The organism is Tardiphaga sp. 215_C5_N2_1, assembly GCF_052076055.1.
GTDB lineage: Bacteria > Pseudomonadota > Alphaproteobacteria > Rhizobiales > Xanthobacteraceae > Tardiphaga > Tardiphaga robiniae.
On record NZ_CP197240.1, the window covers coordinates 5897307 to 5917240 of the forward strand.

The following is a 19934-nucleotide window of genomic DNA, read 5'->3' on the forward strand; positions in this document are numbered from 1 at the left end:
GGCGAAGCTTGGCTTCGACCGGCGGGGAGAGATCAGAACATCAGCCGTCGATCTTGCCCGCGATGATCGGGCCGAACAGCTCCCACTTCTCGCCCTTGAAGCGCTGCATCTGCAGCTGCTCGATCGGGTAGAAGTCGGTCGCGGAGGTCGAGATGGTCACGCCGGGCAGCAATGTGTCGGGCGCGAATTCCTTGAGGTTGGCTGCTTCCTTCATGATGTTCGCGCGGGTCAGGTTGTCACCGGCCTGCTTGAGCACCTGAACGATGGTCTGCGCCTGGCCATAGCCATAGACGACCGAGCCGTCGCTCCTGTCCATGGTGGGGGCATATTTGGCGAGGAAGGCGTAGAATTTCTTCATGCCCTCGTCATTGTCCCAGCTGGAATCGGCGCCGTCCTTGGCGTAGTTCGCCGACAGGATGCCCTGGGCGATCTCGTAACCCGCCGGCTTCATCACGCCGCCGACCGAAGAGCCGACATTGCTCTGGATGAAGGTTGGTTTCCAGCTGAGCTCCGCCACTTTCTTGATCGCCTGCGCAGCGAATTTCGGCGTGGTGAAGCTGACAAAGGTGTCGGCATTGGTCGACTTCAGCTTGACGATGTGGGACTCGATGGTCGGCTCCGACACTTCATAGCTTTCCTCGGCGACAATCATCGATGCCGCCTTGGCGCCGAGACCATCCTTCAGACCCTTCAGCATGTCTTTGCCGAAATCGTCGTTCTGGTACATGACCGCGATCTTGGCGTCGGGCTTTTCCCGCAGCAGATAGGCTGCATAGATCCTGGACTCGCTCTGATAGGCGGGCTGCCAGCCCATGGTCCAGGGGAAGTCCTTGTAGTCGCCGAACTTGGTCGCGCCGGTGGCCACGAACAGCTGCGGCACCTTCTTCGCATTCATGTATTTCTGAATCGCGGAATTCGATGGCGTGCCGAGCGAGCTGGCGATGAACAGCACTTCGTCGGATTCGACGAGCTTGCGGGCCTGCTCAACGGCCTTCGGCGGCGAGTAGCCGTCGTCATAGGTAATGTAATTGATCTTGCGGCCGTTGATGCCGCCCTGATCGTTGATCATCTTGAAATAGGCTTCTTCCATCTTGCCGATCACGCCATAGGCGGATGCGGGCCCGCTATAGGGCATGATGTTGCCGATCTTGATCTCGGTATCGCTGGCGCCGGTGTCGTATTTTTTCTGGGCGAAGGCAGTACCGCCAAGGGCCGCACTGAGGGCTGCGGCAACCGTGAACGTCATTGCACGCGAGCTGAACGAAGGCATTTCTGATCTCCCTGATCATTTGATGAAGCCGCGCGTATTCTTGTTTTTTGTTGAATGCTGCGGCGCGTTGGATTGAATACTTTTCCACTGCAACTAGCAAGAAAAAGCCCCTCACGACTTTCGTCGTAAGGGGCTGTTTTATTAAGCAGTTTTAATGTTCCGCCGTTCGAGAATGCGGCGGTTAGCGACCGTTCTCCACAGTGCGAAGCGGCGCTTCGCCATGCGGAGAAAGGCGTTGGTTTTAGCCGCCGAGCTTGCTGTCGATCGGCGGGCCGAACACGTCCCACTTCTCGCCGGTGAAGCGCATCATGCGCAGCTGCTCGATCGGGTAGAAGTCGGTCGCCGAGGTGTTGATCTTGACGCCCGGCAGCAGCGTGTCGGGTGCGAAGTCCTTCAGGCTGGCGGCCTGCTTCATGATATTGGCGCGGGTCAGATCGTCGCCGGCCTGCTTGAGGACCTGAACCACGGTCTGTGCCTGGCCGTAGCCATAGGCAGCCGAGCTTTCGGCCGGATTGGCGAAGGGAGCGTATTTGGCGAGGAAGTCGAGATACTTCTTCATGCCCTCATCGTCCTTCCACTGCGGATCGATGGCATCCTTGGCATAGGCCAGCGACAGCACGCCCTGCGCGTTGTCGATGCCGGCGGGACGCATTACTGCGCCGACCGAGGAGCCGACATTGCTCTGGAAGAACATCGGCTTCCAGCCGATCTCGGCCACCTTCTTGATCGCCTGCGCCGCGAATTTCGGCGTCGAGATCGAGACGAAGATGTCGGCGCCCGATGCCTTCATCTTGACGATGTGCGAGTCGATGGTCGGCTCGGACACTTCATAGCTGTCTTCAGCCACGATCATCGAGGCCTTCTCGCCGAGGCCGTCCTTCAGGCCCTTCAGCATGTCCTTGCCGAGGTCGTCGTTCTGGTAGAACACGGCGATCTTGCCGTTCGGCTTCTCGGTGATCGCGTATTGCGCGAAGATGCGGCCTTCGCTCTGATAGGCCGGCTGCCAGCCCATCGTCCATGGCGCGGTCTTGTATTCGCCGAACTTGGTCGCGCCGGTGGCGACGAACAGCTGCGGCACCTTCTTGGCGTTCAGGTATTTCAGGATCGCGGTGTTCGACGGCGTGCCGAGCGGACCGAACACGAACAGAACTTCGTCGGATTCGACCAGCTTGCGGGTCTGTTCCACGGCCTTGGCCGGGCTATAGGCATCGTCATAGCTGACGAAGGTGATCTTGCGGCCGTTGATGCCGCCCTGATCGTTGATCATCTTGAAGTAGGCTTCTTCCATCTTCCCGATGATGCCGTAGGCCGAAGCCGGGCCGCTATAGGGAATGATGTTGCCGATCTTGATCTCGGTATCGCTCGCCCCGGTATCGTATTTCTTCTGGGCATTCGCGGAAGTTGAGAAGGCGAGAAACGCAAACGCCGCGCTCGAGAGCGCGGCGGTGCGCAGAAAGTTTCTGCAGTTCATAGGTCCTCAGTGTTTACGTAGTTTGCCTATCAAGCCCTGTGCCAAATAGGCGAGTTGCCTGGCCCCGTTCGGGAGCAGGAAGATGATGATGATCAGGATGACGCCGAACACGGCGCCAGACAGACCCTTCGAGACGTGTTCCGCAATATTCGGAACGAAGACGATGAAGGCCGCGCCGGCCAGCGAGCCCGGCAGCCAGCCAACGCCGCCGACGACCATGCCCAGGAACAGCGCGATGGCGAGCTGGATGGTGTAGCCATCCGGCGCCACGAACTGCACGGCGATGGCGCCGAGACCGCCAGCAACGCCGGTGATCCCTGCGCTGACACCGAAAGCCAGCGTCTTGTAGAGCGAGACGTCCACGCCCATCGCCGAGGCGGCGATTTCGTTGTCGCGGATCGCCATCATGGCTCGGCCCGACCGTGACTTCAGCAGGTTGACCGAGAGGATGTAGATCAGGATCGTGACCGCGAGGGTGAAGAAGTACAGCCACATGTCCTGCGACACTTTCAGACCCAGCGAGGCCAGGATTTCCGGTGCATCAGGCTTGGTGACGACAAGGCCCTGCACGCCGCCGGTCCAGTGTTCGAACACGCCGAGCTTCAGGAGCTGCGGCATCGCCACCGCGAGGGCGAAGGTCGCCAGCGCGAGATAGATGCCGGACAGCCGCAGCGCGGGCAGGCCGAACAGGAAGCCGGCGATGAAGCAGACGAGGCCGGCGACAGGGAGTGTCAGTGCGTAATTGACGCCGACATGTTCCATGAGGATTGCTGACGTATAGGCGCCGAGGGCGTAGAACGCGCTCTGGCCGAGCGAGAACTGGCCGCTGGCGCCGGTCAGGATGTTCAGCGCGAGAACCGCGATGGCGTAGATCAGCCACATCGTCATCTGGAAGATGATGAAGTTCTTCACGAACAGTGGTGTGACGATGAGCAGCGCCAGGATGATCAGCGATGCCAGCGGGCCGAGCGCCATTGCCTTTTTGGGAATGGCAGCGACCGCGGGAGCGGCGGAGACGTCTTGAACGGTGCTCATGATCAAACTCGCTTCACGATGGCACGGCCGAACAGGCCATTGGGTTTGACGACCAGCACGGTGATGATCAGCGCCAGGGCGATGGGCAGTTTCAGCTCATTGCCGACACCCGGGATATAGGTGCCGACGAGGTTCTCGAAGACGCCGACAAGGAACCCGCCAATGACAGCACCCAGTGGGCTCGTGAGCCCGCCCACGACGGCCGCGGCAAATCCGTAGATCAGCACGCCGCCCATCATGTTGGGCTCGAGGAACACGACGGGAGCGATCAGCATACCGGCGATCGAACCGATCGCGGCCGCCATGCCCCAGCCGAGTGCAATCATCCATGACGTGTTGATGCCGACCAGCCGCGCCGATTCAGGCATCGACGCAGCTGCCCGCATCGCAAGGCCCACGCGGGTGTAGCGGAAGAAGATGAACAGCAGGACGAGCAGGATGATCGTCACGCCGATCATGCCGGCCTGATGCGTCGAGATCAGCTGGCTGCCCAGGAAGGGCGACGAGCCGAACGGCGAGGGAAACTGCTTGATGGTGAAATCCCAGGTCAGGCCCGCGACGCTGTTGATGATGGCGAACAGCGCGATGAAACCTGCGACGTGGGTCAGCACCGGCGCCTTGGCGAGCGGCTTGAACAAAGCCCGCTCGATGACGATGCCGCCGACAAAGGAGAAAATCAGCGTCAGCGCGAATGCGCCCCAATAGGGTATGCCCCACTGCATCATCTGCCAGGCGACGAAGGTCGAGAACATCGCCATTTCGCCCTGGGCGAAGTTCAGGTGGTCGATCGCCTGGTAGATCATGACCACGGCGAGCGCCATACAGGCGTAGATCGCGCCGGTGGCGATGCCAGCCAGGACTTGGTTGGTAAAGAGTTCCATGGCCGCCCCCTCAATATCCCAGATACGATTTACGGACGTCTTCGTTGTTCGCGATCTCGTCGGCAGTGCCGGACATCACGATGCGTCCTGTTTCGATGACATAGGCCTTGTCGGCGAGTTCGAGCGCGAGCTGCGCGTTCTGTTCGACGACAAGGATGCTGACCTTGTCCTCGCGGTTGATCTTGCCGAGGATCTTGAACAGATCCCGCACGATCAGGGGCGCAAGGCCGAAGGACGGCTCGTCCAGCAGCATCAGGCGAGGACGCAGCATCAGCGCGCGGGCGACCGCGAGCATCTGCTGTTCACCGCCGGACAGCGTGCCGGCCTGCTGGGTGTGGCGCTGCTTGAGCACCGGGAAGTGGGCATACATGCGCTCGATGTCGTCACCGATCGCCTTGGTGTCCTTGCGGCTGATCGCGCCGAGCTGCAGGTTCTCTTCCACCGTCATGGTGGTGAAGGTGCCGCGGCCCTGCGGAACATGGGCGATGCCCAGCCGCACGATGCTTTCGGTCGACTTGTTGTCGAGCTTCTTGCCCTCGAACTCGATCGAGCCCGTGGAGCGGATCATGTTGCAGATCGAGCGCAGCGTCGTGGTCTTGCCGGCACCGTTGGCGCCGAGCAGGGTGGTCAGACTGCCTTCCTGCAGTTCGAATTCGAGGCCATGCAGTGCCTGGACCTGGCCGTAATACGCACGCAGGTCTTTTACGTGAAGCATCGCGGTCATGAGTCTTTGTCTCCCAGATAGGCCTTGATCACAGCAGGGTCTTTCTGGACGGCAGCGGGTGTGCCTTCAGCGAGCTTCTTGCCGAAATTCAATGCGACGACATGGTCGGCGATCGACATCACGAGACCCATGTGATGCTCGACCAGGAGCACCGTCACGCCGCGATCATCGCGGATGCGGCGGATCAGGTCGCCAAGGATGTAGACTTCCTCATGGTTGAGACCGCCTGCGGGCTCGTCGAGCAGCAGGATCTTGGGTTCGGCGGCGAGCGCGCGCGCGAGTTCGACGCGCTTCTGCGTGCCGAAAGGAAGACCGCTGACGATCGTATCGGCAACGCTGTGCAGATCGAGATAATCAAGGATGTCGTTGACGTCCTTGTTGATCGCAGCTTCTCCTGATCGAACCCATGGCAGCTTCAGCGAGTCGCTGATGATGTCGCTGTTGGTGCGCGCATGTTTGCCGACGCGGACATTGTCACGCACGGTCAGGTTCGGAAACAGCGCAACGTTCTGGAAGGTGCGGCCGATGCCGATCTCGGAAATCTTGTGGGCCGGACGATTCAGGATCGTCTGGCCGTCCATCAGGATATCGCCCTTGCTCGGCTGGTAGAGCCGGCTGAGACAATTGAACAGCGTGGTCTTGCCGGCGCCGTTCGGTCCGATGAGGCCGAGGATGTGACCCTTCTGCATGTCGAACGAGACGCCGTTCAACGCGATGATGCCACCGAACACAACGCTGACGTCGCGAACCGAAAGCAGCGGCGCCGTCGATGCGACGGGCGCGCGCTCTGCGAGTTGTGCCTGTGTCATGTGCGGCGTCCCCCGATCGTCGGCTGCGGCGAAGTCTTGCGCAGGTCACGACGATGAAGGCTGTCAGAGCCCTTCAACAATGCGTGCAACTTTCCCTCCTGATTTGATTTTTTTGCTGTCGAGTTTTTTGGATTGTGGTGCAGCTGTTCCCCCGAGCGCCGCTTCGATGTTTCTTACCATCGCCAATAGCCGAGGTCCAATATCGTTGAGCAAGCGCTCTTCCGTGAAACGGAACGCGGGCGCGCCGCAATTAAAGGCATAAGGACCGGTGCCGTCATTCAATGTCATTGCAACACCGGCAGCGTGCACATCGTCCTGCCACTCGCCAGCCGAGATGACGAAGCCGTGGCGTGCGACCATTTCGCCCGCACGTTCGAGTCCATCACGCATCTTCGACCAGCGATGTCCGTAATGTTCGCGAAATTCGCGCAATAATTGGGCACGTTCTTCCGGTGGCAATGCCCAGAAATAGGCGCGGCCCATCGCCGTGGTTGCAATGGGAATGCGCGAGCCGACGTCGAGTTGAACGCCGACAGTGAGACTGGAACGGCTCTGCCCGAAATAGATCATGCTCAACCGATCGCGCGCGCCTACTGCGCAGGCACCGCCGGTCTGCCGCATCAATTCGTCGCGAAATGATTCCGAGAGATGCTTAACGCCTAAGTTCGCAAGTGCAGCATACCCCAGGGCCATGGCTGCTGGCGCGAGTTGATACTTCTCGAAGCGTGGCACAGGTGTAAGGTAGCCCAACTTCGTGAGTGTGTAAGTCAATCGCGAGATGGTTGGCTTCGGCAATTTGGTGCGGGCGGCAATCTCCTGATTGCCGAGAAGCCCGTCATTGGGGCGAAATGCGCGCAAGACATCCAGGCCGCGAGCCAATGCGACGACGAAATTGCGATCTGTCGCCACATTCTTCGCTGGACGTTTCATGCTTCCCAAAATTTGGTTTTGTCAGTTTCATACGATTGCACCACGGCCCTCGTTGACAAGGGACGCTCTTCAAAATAACCCTCCGTGTCAAGATGTGGAATTAAATTTCGCAGTGCGAAACTAAGAAAATTAGACCGGTAAACGTAGCCAAGGAGAATGCCGTGAGCGATGTCGTAAAGCTTGAACGTCATGATGAAGTCGCCATCGTCACGATCAACTCTCCCCCTGTAAATGCGCTGAGTGCGGCGGTTCGCCGCGGCATTTTTGAGAACGTCAAAACGGCCGCTGCCGATCCTGCCGTGAAGGCGATCGTCATCGCATGCGCAGGCCGTACCTTCGTTGCCGGCGCCGACATCACCGAATTCGGCAAGCCGCCGCAGTCGCCCGGATTGAGCGAAGTCATTGCGGAAATCGAGAATTGTTCCAAGCCGGTGATCGCCGCGATCCATGGCACCGCGCTCGGCGGCGGCCTCGAGCTCACACTCGGCTGTCATTTCCGCGTGGCGACAAAAGAAGCCAAGCTCGGCCTGCCTGAGGTGAAGCTCGGCCTGCTGCCGGGTGCCGGCGGCACACAGCGCCTGCCGCGCGCGGTCGGTCCCGAACTCGGCGTCAAGATGGTCGTCACCGGTGATCCGATCAGCGCATCTGAAGCCTTGAAGAACGGCCTGATCGAAGAGATCGTCGAAGGTCCGGCCTCGGGCGCAGAAGCCTTCGCGCGCAAGGTGATCGCCGAAAAGCGTCCCCTGCGCCTGCTGCGCAACGACGATTCCAAGCTCGCCGCCGCGCGCGCCGATCGCACCATCTTCACCAACGCCGCCGCAGCCGCCAACAAGAAAAACCGCGGCATGAATGCGCCGCTGGCCTGCGCCGAAGCCGTGAGCTGGACGCTCGATGTGCCGTTCGACGAGGCGCTCAAGAAGGAGCGCGAGATGTTCCTCAAGCTGGTCGCTGACGACCAGTCGAAGGCGCAGCGTTATGCGTTCTTCTCCGAGCGCGAAGCCGCCAAGGTCCAGAACGTGCCGGAAGGCGTCAAGCCGCGTCCGGTCGAACGCGTCGCCATCATCGGCGCCGGCACCATGGGCGGCGGTATTGCGATGTCCTTCGCCAATGCCGGTATTCCCGTCACGCTGATCGAGACCGGCGAGGAGCAGCTCAAGCGTGGTCTCGGTATCATGCAGAAGAATTACGAGGCGACCGCAGCGCGCGGCGGCATTCCTGCCGACGCACCGGCCAAGCGCATGGCGCTGATCAACGGCGTCGTTGGCCTCGAAAACGTCAAGGATGTCGATCTGGTGATCGAGGCCGTGTTCGAGACCATGGCGATCAAGAAGGAAGTGTTCACCGCGCTGGATGCCTATGCCAAGCCGGGCGCCATCCTCGCCAGCAACACGTCCTATCTCAACATCGACGAGATCGCAGCCGTCACCAAGCGTCCGCAGGACGTGCTCGGCATGCACTTCTTCTCGCCGGCCAACGTCATGAAGCTGTGCGAAATCGTCCGCGCCGACAAGACTGCGCCGGATGCGCTCGTCACCGCTGTCGCTGTCGCCCGCAAGATCGCCAAGGTGCCGGCCGTGGTCGGCGTCTCCGACGGCTTCGTCGGCAACCGCATGCTCGCGGCCCGCTCCAAGCAGTCCGAGAAGTTGCTGTTCGAAGGCGCGCTGCCGCAGCAGGTCGATGCCGTCGTCACCAAGTTCGGCATGCCGATGGGTCCGTTCGCCATGGGCGATCTCGCTGGCCTCGATATCGGCTGGCGCTCGCGCAAGGATCGCGGCATCACCTCGCCGATCGCCGACGCGCTCTGCGAAGCCGGCCGCTTCGGTCAGAAGACCGGCAAGGGCTATTACAAGTATGAAGCCGGCTCCCGTGCGCCGGTGCCGGATCCGGACGTCGAGAAGCTCATCGACGATACCTGCCGGAGCCTGGGCCTGACCCGTCGCGCCGTCAGCGACCAGGAAATCCTGGAACGCATGATGTATCCGATGATCAACGAGGGTGCCCGCATCCTCGAAGAGAAGGTCGCTTCGCGTCCGAGCGATATCGATGTGATCTGGCTCTATGGCTATGGCTGGCCGATCTATCGCGGCGGCCCGATGTTCTATGCCGATCAGGTCGGCCTCAAGCAGATCGTCGAGCGCCTGCAGTTCTATGCCAAGCAGACCAACGATCCGTCGCTGGAGCCGGCCGCGCTGCTGAAGAAGCTGGCAGATGAAGGCAAGACGTTTGCGTCACTGGCGAAGGGCTGAGATGGCCGGGAGCGCTCACTGCTCTTTTCCCTCCCCCTTGTGGGGAGGGTGGCCGACCGAAGGTCGGTCGGGTGGGGGTAGCCCCGCACTCAGAGCTTGTGGCACCCCCACCCCGGCCTCCGCTTCCGTCGATGCTACGCATCGACGTCGCTTGGCCGACCCTCCCCACAAGGGGGAGGGATATTACGCGCAGCGGCTACTATCATTGCAGGTCCATCGTCCATGACCCATCCCGGCGAACAGCACTACCCACCGGGCGTCACCTGGGACGCGCCGATCGCGCGTGGGTCGCTGCCGGGCCTGCTTGCCGACTCCGTTGCAAAACATGGTGACCGCACCGCCATCGAATTTCGGGATCAGCCGATCTCGTTCAATGATCTGCAGGCGCGCGTCGATATCATAGCTGCCGCGCTGATGCGCGCCGGCTATGGCAAAGGCTCCTCCATCGGCATCTTCCTCGGCAATACGCCGGATCATCCGGTGCATTTCTTCGGCGGCCTCAAGGCAGGTGCACGCCTCGTGCATTTGTCGCCTCTCGATGGCGAGATTGCACTGTCGCACAAGCTCAAGGATTCTGGCGCGCGCGTGCTGGTCACCAGCAACCTTGCGGCGTTGCTGCCGATGGCGCTCAAGTTTCTCGACAAAGGCCTGCTCGACAGGCTGATCGTCTGTGAAGACGACGACTGGGGTGCGGTGAACAATCCGCAGCTGCCGCTGCCGGAGAACCCGGCCCTCGTCACTTTCCGCAATTTCACCGCGGGTGCCACGTTGCCCGCGCAGTGGCCCGAGATTTCAGCGGATGATGTGGCGCTGTTGCAATATACCGGCGGCACCACCGGCCTGCCCAAGGGCGCGATGCTGAGCCACGGCAATCTCACCTCGGCTGTGTCGATCTACAATATGTGGGGCGCGCCGGCACGCGCCGGGCGCAATCGGATCGAGCGCGTCATCTGCGTGCTGCCGCTGTTTCATATCTATGCACTGACCGTGATCCTGCTGAGCCGCATCAGCCTCGGCGACACCATTTCGCTGCATCAGCGCTTCGATGTCAGCCGCGTGCTCGACGATATCGAGAAGAAGAAGGCCACCGTATTTCCCGGCGTGCCCACCATGTGGATCGCCATCGCGGCCGATCCGTCGCTTGAGACGCGCGATCTGTCGTCGTTGGTGTCGGCGGCCTCCGGCGGTGCGCCGCTGCCCGATGAAGTGGCGCGTCTGTTCGAACGTAAAACGGGCCTGTCGCTGAAGAGCGGCTGGGGCATGACCGAGACCTGCTCACCCGGTACCAGCCATCCGCCCGGCGGTCTCGACAAGCCGGGCTCGATCGGCCTGATGCTGCCGGGGATCGACATTGACGTTGTGTCGCTTGATGACCCGACCAGGGTGCTTGGCGTCAACGAAACCGGCGAAATCCGCATCAAGGGGCCGAACGTCACCAAAGGCTACTGGAACCGCGCGCAGGAGAGTGCCGAGTCATTCGTCGGCGATCGCTTCCTCACCGGCGATATCGGCTATATGGATCAGGACGGATTTTTCTATCTGGTCGATCGCAAGAAGGACATGATCATCTCCGGCGGCTTCAACGTCTACCCGCAGATGATCGAGCAGGCGATCTACGAACATCCGTCGGTGCAGGAAGTGATCGTGATCGGCGTCGTCGATCAGTATCGCGGCGAGGCGGCCAAGGCCTTTATCAGGCTGCGCAATGGCGCAGCGCCGTTCACCATCGACGAGCTGCGCGCGTTTCTTACCGGCAAGCTCGGCAAGCATGAACTGCCGGCAGCCCTGGATTTCGTCGACGATTTGCCGCGCACCGCGGTCGGAAAACTCTCGCGCCACGCCTTGCGCGGGTTGCAACCCACGCCCATCATGAACCAAGAAACAACCTCGCAACAACAAACCGCCTCCGGAGGACCCCGCCCATGACCGAAGCCGTTATCGTTTCCACCGCCCGTACGCCGATCGGCAAGGCCTTTCGCGGCGCATTGAACGCCACCGAAGGCGCGACGCTGCTCGGCCATGCCATCGAGCATGCCGTCAAGCGCGCCGGCATCGATCCCAAGGAAGTCGAAGATGTGGTGATGGGCGCAGCCCTGCAGCAGGGTGCGACCGGCGGCAACATCGCACGCAAGGCGCTGCTCCGCGCCGGTCTGCCGGTCACGGTTGGCGGCACCACCATCGATCGTCAGTGCGCTTCGGGCCTGCAGGCGATTGCACTGGCTGCGCGTTCGGTGATCTTCGACGGCGTCGAGATCGCGGTTGGGGGCGGCGGCGAGTCGATCTCGCTGGTGCAGAACGAGCACGCCAACAAGTTCCACACCGTCGATCCCGAACTGATGAAGATCAAGGGCGACGTCTATATGCCGATGCTCGACACCGCCGAGACGGTGGCCAAGCGCTACAACATCTCGCGCGAGCGCCAGGACGAGTATTCGCTGGAAAGCCAGCGCCGCACCGCAGCTGCGCAGCAGGGCGGCAAGTTCAACGACGAACTGGCGCCGATCGCGACCAAGATGGGCGTCGTCGACAAGGCGACCGGCGAAGTCTCGTTCAAGGACATCACGCTGTCCAAGGATGAAGGTCCGCGTCCGGAAACCACCGCGGAAGGTCTCGCCGGCCTGAAGGCTGTGCGCGGCGACGGCTTCACCATCACCGCCGGCAATGCGTCGCAGCTCTCGGACGGCGCCAGCGCCACCGTGATCATGAGCGACAAGCTCGCCGCGCAGAAGGGCCTCAAGCCGCTCGGCATCTTCCGCGGCTTCGTCTCCGCCGGTTGTGAGCCGGACGAGATGGGCATCGGTCCGGTGTTCGCCGTGCCGCGCCTGTTGAAGCGTCATGGCCTCAAGATCGAGGACATCGATCTCTGGGAACTCAATGAAGCCTTCGCCGTGCAGGTTCTGTATTGCCGCGACAAGCTCGGCATCGATCCGGAGAAGCTCAACGTCAATGGCGGGGCGATCTCGGTCGGCCATCCCTATGGCATGTCGGGCGCACGTCTCGCCGGTCACGCGCTGATCGAAGGCCGCCGCCGCAAGGCGAAATATGCCGTCGTCACCATGTGCGTCGGCGGCGGCATGGGCTCCGCCGGCCTGCTCGAAATCGTTCACTAATTACAAATCTGCTCACAAGGAGGATCCGATGGATCTGAGCTTCAGCAAAGAAGAAACAGCATTCCGCGACGAGGTGCGCACCTTTTTCAGCGAAAGCCTCGACCCGGCGGTGCGCAAGAAGCTGCAGGAAGGTCACCACACCAGCAAAGAAGATCTGGTGAACTGGCAGCGCACGCTCAACAAGAAGGGCTGGGCCGTCCCGCATTGGCCGCAGGAATATGGCGGCACCGGCTGGAGCGCGGCGAAGCAGTACATCTTCCTCGAAGAGCTACAGAAGACCCCCGCGCCGCCGCCGCTGCCGTTCGGCGTCAACATGGTCGGTCCGGTGATCTACACTTTCGGCAATGAGCAGCAGAAGAAGCACTTCCTGCCGCGCATTGCGAATATGGACGACTGGTGGTGCCAGGGCTTCTCGGAGCCGGGCTCGGGTTCGGACCTTGCCTCGCTGAAGACCACGGCGAAGAAGAAGGGCGATACCTATATCGTCAACGGCCAGAAAACCTGGACCACGCTCGCGCAACACGCCGACTGGATCTTCTGCCTCTGCCGCACCGACCCCGATGCGAAGAAGCAGTCGGGCATCTCCTTCATCCTCATCGACATGAAGTCGAAGGGCATCACCGTCCGTCCGATCCAGACCATCGATGGCGGCGTCGAAGTCAACGAAGTGTTCTTCGATGAGGTCGTGGTGCCGGCCGAGAATCTGGTTGGTGAAGAGAACAAGGGCTGGGACTACGCGAAATTCCTGCTCGGCAACGAGCGCGTCAACATCGCCCGCGTCGGCATGTCGAAGGAGCGCATCCGCCGCATCAAGGAGCTGGCGTCCAGCGTGATGTCCGGCGACAAGCCGCTGATCGAGGATCCGCAGTTCCGCCAGAAGCTCGCGGCCACCGAGATCGAGCTGAAGGCGCTCGAGCTGACGCAGATGCGCGTCGTCGCTGCCGAAGGCAAGCACGGCAAGGGTAAGCCGGATCCGGCCTCGTCGATCCTCAAGATCAAGGGCTCGGAAATCCAGCAGACGCTCACCGAGCTGCTGCTCGAAGTCACTGGCCCGTTCGCATTGCCGTTCATGCCGGAAGGCGAGGGGCAGAACGAAGAGGGCGACTGGGCCTCGCCGATCGCGCCGACCTATTTCAACTACCGCAAGGTGTCGATCTATGGCGGCTCCAACGAGATCCAGCGCAACATCATCGCGAAAGCGGTGCTGGGGCTTTGATGTCTTCCTTCTCCCCGCTTGCGGGGAGAAGGTGGTCCGATTGCGCGTAGCGCATTCGGACCGGATGAGGGGGAGCCTCCGCCGGCTCGGGGCCCGCGGATAGTCCCCCTCACCCGAAGGCTCCGCTTCGCTCGCCCTCGACCTCTCCCCGCAAGCGGGGAGAGGTTAGGGAGCTTAAACACATTCACACGCGCGTTACGCGCGATCCGAGAGAGAAAGACCATGGATTTTGATTTGTCGGAGGAGCAACGCCTCCTCAAGGACAGCGTCGACGGCCTGCTGAAATCGTCCTACGAATTCGAGGCGCGCAAGAAGTATCGCGCCGAGAAGGGTGGCTGGAGCCGCGACGTCTGGGGCAAGTTTGCCGAACAGGGCCTGCTCGGCCTGCCGTTCTCCGAGGACGATGGCGGCTTCGGCGCCGGTCCGATCGAGACCATGATCGTGATGGAAGCGCTGGGCCGTAATCTCGTGGTCGAGCCCTATCTTGATACGGTCGTGCTCGGCGGCGGTTTCCTGCGCCGCGCCTCTGCGGAGCAGCGTGCTGCGCATCTGCCCGGGATCATCGACGGCTCCAAGACCATGGCTTTCGCACAGGTCGAGCGTGATTCACGCTATGACCTCGGGGACATCAAGACGTCGGCCAAGAAGAGCGGTTCGGGCTACACGTTGTCCGGCGAGAAGTTCGTCGTCGGTCACGGCGATACTGCCGATACGCTGATCGTCACCGCGCGCACCGCTGGTGGCCAGCGCGATGCCAAGGGCGTCGGCGTATTCCTGGTGCCCGCCAATGCCAAGGGCGTCGACATCAAGGGCTATGAGACGCAGGACGGCAGCCGCGCCGCCGATATCAAGCTGAACAATGTCGAGGTCGGCGCAGATGCTGCGATCGGCAATGCCGAGGATGGTTTGTCGATCGTCAATCAGGTCGTCGATGACGCCCGCATCGCACTGTGCGCGGAAGCGGTCGGCGCGATGGAAGAAGCATTGAAGATCTCCGTCGAATACATCAAGGAGCGCAAGCAGTTCGGCGTCGCCATCGGCTCGTTCCAGGCGCTGCAGCACCGTGCGGCCGACATGTTCACCGCGCTGGAGACCGCGCGCAGCATGTCGTTCCTGGCCTCGATGGCGTCGAGCTTCACCGATCTCGACGAACGCACCAAGACGGTCGCCGCTGCCAAGGTGCAGATCGGCCGCTCCGCGCGCTTCGTCGGCCAGGGCGGCGTGCAGCTGCATGGCGGCGTCGGCGTGACCATGGAGTACAAGATCGGCCACTACTTCAAGCGGCTGACCATGATCGAGCAGCAGTTCGGCGATGCCGATTATCACCTGCGCCGCGTCGCGCAGGCGGGCGGGATCACGGAGTAACTCTGCTCTTAACCTCTCCCCGCTTGCGGGGAGAGGTCGGATTGCGAAGCAATCCGGGTGAGGGGGACTCTCCACGCGCTCATGAACTCGTGGAGAGTCCCCCTCATCCGACTCGAACGCGCTACGCGCATTCGAGCCACCTTCTCCCCGCATGCGGGGAGAAGGAATGCGCCGTCGCTAAAATCAATCAACAACAAGGAGGCCGCCCGTGAAAAACCCCTTCGACCTCACCGGCAAGGTCGCGGTCATCACCGGCTCCAGCCGCGGCATCGGCAAGGCCTCCGCGGAACTGCTGGCGCAACTCGGCGCCAAGGTCGTCGTCTCCAGCCGCAAGGCCGATGCCTGTCAGGCCGTGGTCGATGGCATCAAGGCCAGTGGCGGTGATGCCCATGTCATTCCCTGCAACATCTCGCGCCGCGACGAGGTCGAAGCTTTGATCGACGGCACCGTGAAACACTACGGCCCGATCGACATTCTCGTCTGCAACGCCGCAGTGAATCCCTATTACGGTCCGCTGCTCGATATCGCCGATGAAGCCTTCGACAAGATCATGGGCTCCAACGTCAAGAGCAACATCTGGCTCTGTGCCAAGGCGATCCCGGCGATGGCCGAGCGCGGCAAGGGCTCCGTCGTCATCATCTCCTCCATCGGCGGCCTGCGCGGCTCCACGGTGATTGGCGCCTACGGCATCTCCAAGGCTGCCGACTTCTCCCTGTGTCGCAGCCTCGCCGGCGAATGGGGACCGAAGGGCGTGCGCGTCAATTGCATCGCGCCGGGTCTGGTGAAGACCGACTTCGCGAAAGCGCTGTGGGAAGACGAGGCCAATCTCAAGCGCCGCACCGCGACCACGCCGCTGCGCCGGATCGGCGAGCCCCACGAGATCGCTGGTGCCGTCGCCTATCTCGGCTCGGATTCCTCCACCTTCATGACCGGCCAGACTATCGTCATCGACGGCGGCGTGACGACCGCATCGGTGTGACGTCCTTACCCTCCCCTGAATGGAAGGGTCGATGAACGCGTAGCGTTCGTCGGGGTGGGGTGAAGCCACAGACGCTGTCGCCCGCAGCTTCACCCCACCCCGCCTCTCACCGCGCTGCGCGCGATGATCGCCGACCCTCCCCCTGGGAGGGTAAGAAATCCCGCGAAACAAACCTCCGGCGGTAGCCACTTGCCGCCTGCCTCAATCCTTTCCCGTTTTTTAACACTTCGGGCGCACGGATAGCCGCAGCTGGAGAGTTCCCGTGCGGCAGACGGATATCGCGATCATTGGTGGCGGCCTCGCCGGGTCGACGGCTGCGGCGATGCTCGGTCGCGCCGGTGTGTCTGCAATCCTGATCGAGCCGCATCAGGTCCATCCGCCCGAACTCCGCTGCGAGAAGATCAGCGGCGGCGTCCAGCTCGAGCGGCTGCGCAAGACGGGTCTCGTCGATGCGGTGCTCGGTGCCGCCACCCATGACGACGAGATCTGGATCGCGCGTTTCGGCCGCGTGATCGACAAGCGCCCCAGCCAGCAGCACGGCTTTCTCTACGACACGCTGGTCAATACCGTGCGTGGCCAGATCCCATCCACCATCGAGACCATTCACGCCAAGGCGACGTCGATCGCCACATCCGATGATCGCCAGACCATCGGCCTGTCCAGTGGCGAGGAGATTTCCGCGCGCCTTGTCATTCTCGCCAATGGCGCCAGCGTCAGCCTGCGCAATCAACTCAATATCGGCCGCCCGGTCATCTCGGCCAATCATTCGATCTCGGTCGGCTTCGATATCGCGCCCGTCGGCCGGGACCGCTTTGCCTTTCCGGCGCTCACTTATTTCGCGGAAACCACGGTTCATCGCACCGCCTATGTCACGCTGTTTCCCATTGGCAAGACCATGCGCGGCAACCTGTTCGTCTATCGCGAGACCGACGATCCCTGGATTCGCCAGATGCGGCGCACGCCGGAAGCAGCATTGGATGCTTGCCTGCCGAAGCTGCGTGCGCTGATCGGCGACTACAAGATATCCGGCGATATCAAGATCCGCCCCATCGATCTCTACGAGAGCGACAACGTGGTCCAGCCCGGTGTCGTGCTGGTGGGCGATGCCTTTGCCTCGCCGTGCCCGGGCAGCGGCACCGGCACCGACAAGGTGTTCACCGATGTCGCGCAGCTTTGCAGCGTACACATCCCGAACTGGCTCGCGACCGATGGCATGGGCGCCGACAAGATCGCGCAATATTACGCCGATCCTCTGAAACTGGAATGCGACGCCTGGGCCACCGGCAAGGCGTTCAAGCTGCGCTCAGTCACTGTGGAGAATTCGCTGTATTGGCGCGCGCAGCGCTGGGCGCGTTTCTTTGGCCGGCTCGGCGAGGGCATGGTGCGACGGGCCCGCGAGACGCTGCCGCGCGAGCTGGCGATGGTCGCGTCCGCTCTGGTCATGATGATCGACTCGGCGACCTGACCGTCGGCGCTGCCGCTTGACGCGCCCGCGCTAATCCGGTTGCCTGCGCCTCCCAACACAACGCGACCACAATCTTTCGGGAAGAAACGTCATGTCTTTCGTGATGGCCATCGATCAGGGCACCACATCCTCGCGCGCGATGATCTTTCGCGCCGACATCTCGATCGCGGCCAGTGCGCAGCAGGAATTCCCGCAGCATTTCCCGGCCTCCGGCTGGGTCGAGCATGAGCCCGAGGATATCTGGACCTCGACGTTGGCCGTTTGCCACGAGGCCATGACGAAGGCGGGCGTTACCGCGAAGGATATTGCCGCCATCGGCATCACCAATCAGCGCGAGACGGTGGTGGTGTGGGATCGCGTCACCGGCCAGGCTGTGCACCGTGCCATCGTCTGGCAGGACCGCCGCACCGCGGAGATCTGCGCGCAGATGAAAGCCGACGGCCATGAGCCGTTCATCACGCAAAAGACCGGCCTGATCATCGATCCGTATTTCTCCGGAACGAAAGTGGCGTGGATTCTCGATCATGTCCCCGGCGCGCGCGACCGCGCCGAGCGCGGCGAATTGCTATTCGGCACCGTCGATTGCTATCTGCTGTGGCGGCTCACGGCGGGCAGGGTGCATGCCACCGACGCCACCAATGCCTCGCGCACGCAGCTCTTCAACATCCACACCGGCGAGTGGGATGACGAACTGCTGAAGCTGCTGCGTGTGCCCAAGGCGATGCTGCCCAGGGTGCAGGACTCTTCGTCGGATTTCGGCAGCACCGATCTGTTTGGTGGCACGATCATGATCGGCGGTATTGCCGGCGATCAGCAGGCTGCAACCATCGGGCAGGCCTGTTTCGCGCCCGGCATGATCAAGTCCACTTACGGCACCGGCTGCTTTGCCCTGCTCAACACTGGTACGACGCCGGTGCAATCGAAGAACAAGCTGCTCACCACGGTTGCCTATCAGCTCAACGGCGTGCGCACCTATGCGCTGGAAGGTTCGATTTTCGTTGCCGGATCCGCGGTGCAGTGGCTGCGCGATGGTCTGGGGATCATCAAGAGCGCTGCTGAAAGCGGGCCGCTCGCGGATCAGAACGATTCTTCGCAATCGGTCTATCTGGTCCCGGCCTTTGTCGGGCTCGGTGCGCCCTACTGGAATCCCGATGTGCGCGGAGCGCTGTTCGGACTGACGCGCAACACCGGCCCGGCCGAACTCGCCCATGCCGCACTGGAAAGCGTCTGCTACCAGACGCGCGATCTCTACGCGGCGATGCGCGCCGACTGGCCGGATGTCTCCGCCGCCACCGTGGTGCTGCGCGTCGATGGCGGCATGACCGCGTCGGACTGGACCATGCAGCGTCTCGCGGATCTGCTGAATGCCCCTGTCGATCGCCCGATGATCCAGGAAACCACCGCGCTGGGAGCTGCCTATCTCGCCGGTCTCACGGCCGGCGTATTTCCGGAGCCTGCCAAATTCGCCGACAACTGGCGGCTCGAACACCGCTTCAAGCCGGCCATGAGCGAAGCCACACGGACACGAAAACTGAAGGGCTGGGCGCAGGCAGTGAAGGGGGTATTGGCGAGCGATCCGGGGAAAGATTGAAAGCTTGCTCACCAAACAGAAAGAGCCGCCTGTGCGGCGGCTCCTATGATGGTCATGTCAGATTCTAGCGCCAGCCGCGATGCCGTCCGCGCGACCAACCATAATGATGGCCGCGTCCGCGGCCCCAGCCGTAATGATGTCCACGCCCGCCGCGGTGCATGCCGTGATGTCCGCCGCCATGGCCACGAATCTGGATGATGTCGCTGGCGGTGCTCGCAGGTGCAAGCCCACCGACCGGCATGGCGTTCGCTGGAAGCATCAGGCCCAGACCCAGGAGTGCCGCGGCTGCCGTCGCGATCATGGTACGTTTCATTTCAACCCTCCAAACGCAAATATTGCGCATACGACAAGCTGCGGCCTTCCTGATCGTTCCGTCGCCACGGGATTGAAACGATAACTTTGCCGGGACCGGAATTCGTCGCGGCGGTTGTAGAGAGAAAATAATCCCTCGCGCCATATTGACGAAAATCCTATATAGGTCTATATGCCTTTTATCCCGTTCGCGAGGGGCGCTTCTAGAGGCGTCTTGAAGTGGGACAGGGATGCGGCGCCTGCGGGTGTGGGGTGACGTACCCCGCGCACTCGGGAGGCCCTGGGTCACCGTCCGACCCCACTACGGGGGTCTGCCACTCATGCTGGCTGGACGTGGCATTGGTGAACGGCGGGAAACCGTCGGGATCAGCGGAGTGCGGAGCTCTGCGCCTTTGCCTGGAAGAACGGTCCCGGGGACAGAAATCGCCGCGGTGGCGCGCCGTGAGGCGTTGCGCGGTTGCAGCTTGCCGGCGTTCCGGTGGAGCGGATCGCGATAAAACCACCCTTTGCGCCTCACGGCGCGCCGCCAC

At 62.1% G+C, this 19934-nt stretch carries 16 protein-coding genes; 8 read left to right on the forward strand and 8 right to left on the reverse strand.

Going from position 1 to position 19934, the window contains the following annotated elements; genetic code table 11:
- Positions 1-40: 40 nt before the first annotated feature.
- The 7 genes from AB7828_RS28045 to AB7828_RS28075 all read right to left on the reverse strand — a co-directional run bounded on the left by AB7828_RS28045 (position 41) and on the right by AB7828_RS28075 (position 7120).
- Positions 41-1246 (reverse strand): ABC transporter substrate-binding protein, encoded by a 1206-nt coding sequence (locus AB7828_RS28045; RefSeq protein ID WP_231081190.1) that lies wholly within the window; start codon positions 1244-1246, stop codon positions 41-43.
- A gap of 265 nt (positions 1247-1511) precedes the next feature.
- On the reverse strand, positions 1512-2741 hold the full coding sequence (locus AB7828_RS28050) for an ABC transporter substrate-binding protein (RefSeq protein WP_184513957.1): 1230 nt from the start codon (positions 2739-2741) through the stop codon (positions 1512-1514).
- Positions 2742-2747: 6 nt separating this feature from the next.
- Positions 2748-3776 (reverse strand): branched-chain amino acid ABC transporter permease, encoded by a 1029-nt coding sequence (locus AB7828_RS28055; RefSeq protein ID WP_439063002.1) that lies wholly within the window; start codon positions 3774-3776, stop codon positions 2748-2750.
- A 2-nt stretch (positions 3777-3778) separates the two neighbouring features.
- Entirely contained in the window at positions 3779-4657 is an 879-nt protein-coding gene (locus AB7828_RS28060; protein ID WP_089261600.1) for a branched-chain amino acid ABC transporter permease, read from the reverse strand.
- Between the two features lie 10 nt (positions 4658-4667).
- A complete protein-coding gene (locus AB7828_RS28065; protein WP_116663743.1) occupies positions 4668-5381 on the reverse strand; it encodes an ABC transporter ATP-binding protein in 714 nt (237 codons plus the stop codon).
- The gene (locus AB7828_RS28070; protein ID WP_093759246.1) at positions 5378-6190 is read right to left on the reverse strand and encodes an ABC transporter ATP-binding protein; all 813 of its coding nucleotides are present in this window, start codon (positions 6188-6190) and stop codon (positions 5378-5380) included. The genes AB7828_RS28065 and AB7828_RS28070 overlap by 4 nt, the downstream gene beginning before the upstream one ends.
- 63 nt (positions 6191-6253) lie before the next feature.
- Positions 6254-7120: an IclR family transcriptional regulator gene (locus AB7828_RS28075; RefSeq protein ID WP_120288678.1), complete on the reverse strand. Its 867-nt coding sequence runs from the start codon at positions 7118-7120 to the stop codon at positions 6254-6256.
- Between the two features lie 161 nt (positions 7121-7281).
- On the opposite strand from AB7828_RS28075, the gene AB7828_RS28080 reads away from it, so the two are divergent.
- The 8 genes from AB7828_RS28080 to glpK all read left to right on the forward strand — a co-directional run bounded on the left by AB7828_RS28080 (position 7282) and on the right by glpK (position 19092).
- Positions 7282-9366, forward strand: a complete 2085-nt coding sequence (locus AB7828_RS28080; protein ID WP_089261592.1) for a 3-hydroxyacyl-CoA dehydrogenase NAD-binding domain-containing protein — start codon at positions 7282-7284, stop codon at positions 9364-9366.
- Positions 9367-9588: 222 nt separating this feature from the next.
- Positions 9589-11292 carry a dicarboxylate--CoA ligase PimA gene (pimA, locus tag AB7828_RS28085; protein ID WP_441231769.1) on the forward strand — a complete coding sequence of 568 codons (1704 nt, stop codon included), beginning with the start codon at positions 9589-9591 and terminating at the stop codon, positions 11290-11292.
- Positions 11289-12476, forward strand: coding sequence for an acetyl-CoA C-acyltransferase (locus tag AB7828_RS28090; RefSeq protein WP_439086208.1), 1188 nt, complete (start codon positions 11289-11291; stop codon positions 12474-12476). Before pimA ends, AB7828_RS28090 begins: the two co-directional genes overlap by 4 nt.
- Before the next feature lie 28 nt (positions 12477-12504).
- Positions 12505-13692 (forward strand): pimeloyl-CoA dehydrogenase large subunit, encoded by a 1188-nt coding sequence (pimC, locus tag AB7828_RS28095; RefSeq protein WP_441231770.1) that lies wholly within the window; start codon positions 12505-12507, stop codon positions 13690-13692.
- Between the two features lie 222 nt (positions 13693-13914).
- Positions 13915-15057, forward strand: a complete 1143-nt coding sequence (pimD, locus tag AB7828_RS28100) for a pimeloyl-CoA dehydrogenase small subunit (RefSeq protein ID WP_089261584.1) — start codon at positions 13915-13917, stop codon at positions 15055-15057.
- Positions 15058-15265: 208 nt separating this feature from the next.
- On the forward strand, positions 15266-16036 hold the full coding sequence (locus AB7828_RS28105; RefSeq protein WP_309947373.1) for an SDR family NAD(P)-dependent oxidoreductase: 771 nt from the start codon (positions 15266-15268) through the stop codon (positions 16034-16036).
- Between the two features lie 262 nt (positions 16037-16298).
- On the forward strand, positions 16299-17501 hold the full coding sequence (locus AB7828_RS28110) for an FAD-dependent monooxygenase (RefSeq protein ID WP_441231771.1): 1203 nt from the start codon (positions 16299-16301) through the stop codon (positions 17499-17501).
- Positions 17502-17592: 91 nt separating this feature from the next.
- Positions 17593-19092, forward strand: coding sequence for a glycerol kinase GlpK (gene glpK / locus AB7828_RS28115; RefSeq protein ID WP_441231772.1), 1500 nt, complete (start codon positions 17593-17595; stop codon positions 19090-19092).
- Positions 19093-19156: 64 nt separating this feature from the next.
- Here glpK and AB7828_RS28120 read toward each other — a convergent pair whose 3' ends face one another.
- A complete protein-coding gene (locus AB7828_RS28120) occupies positions 19157-19405 on the reverse strand; it encodes a hypothetical protein (RefSeq protein ID WP_089261574.1) in 249 nt (82 codons plus the stop codon).
- Between the last annotated feature and the right edge of the window lie 529 nt (positions 19406-19934).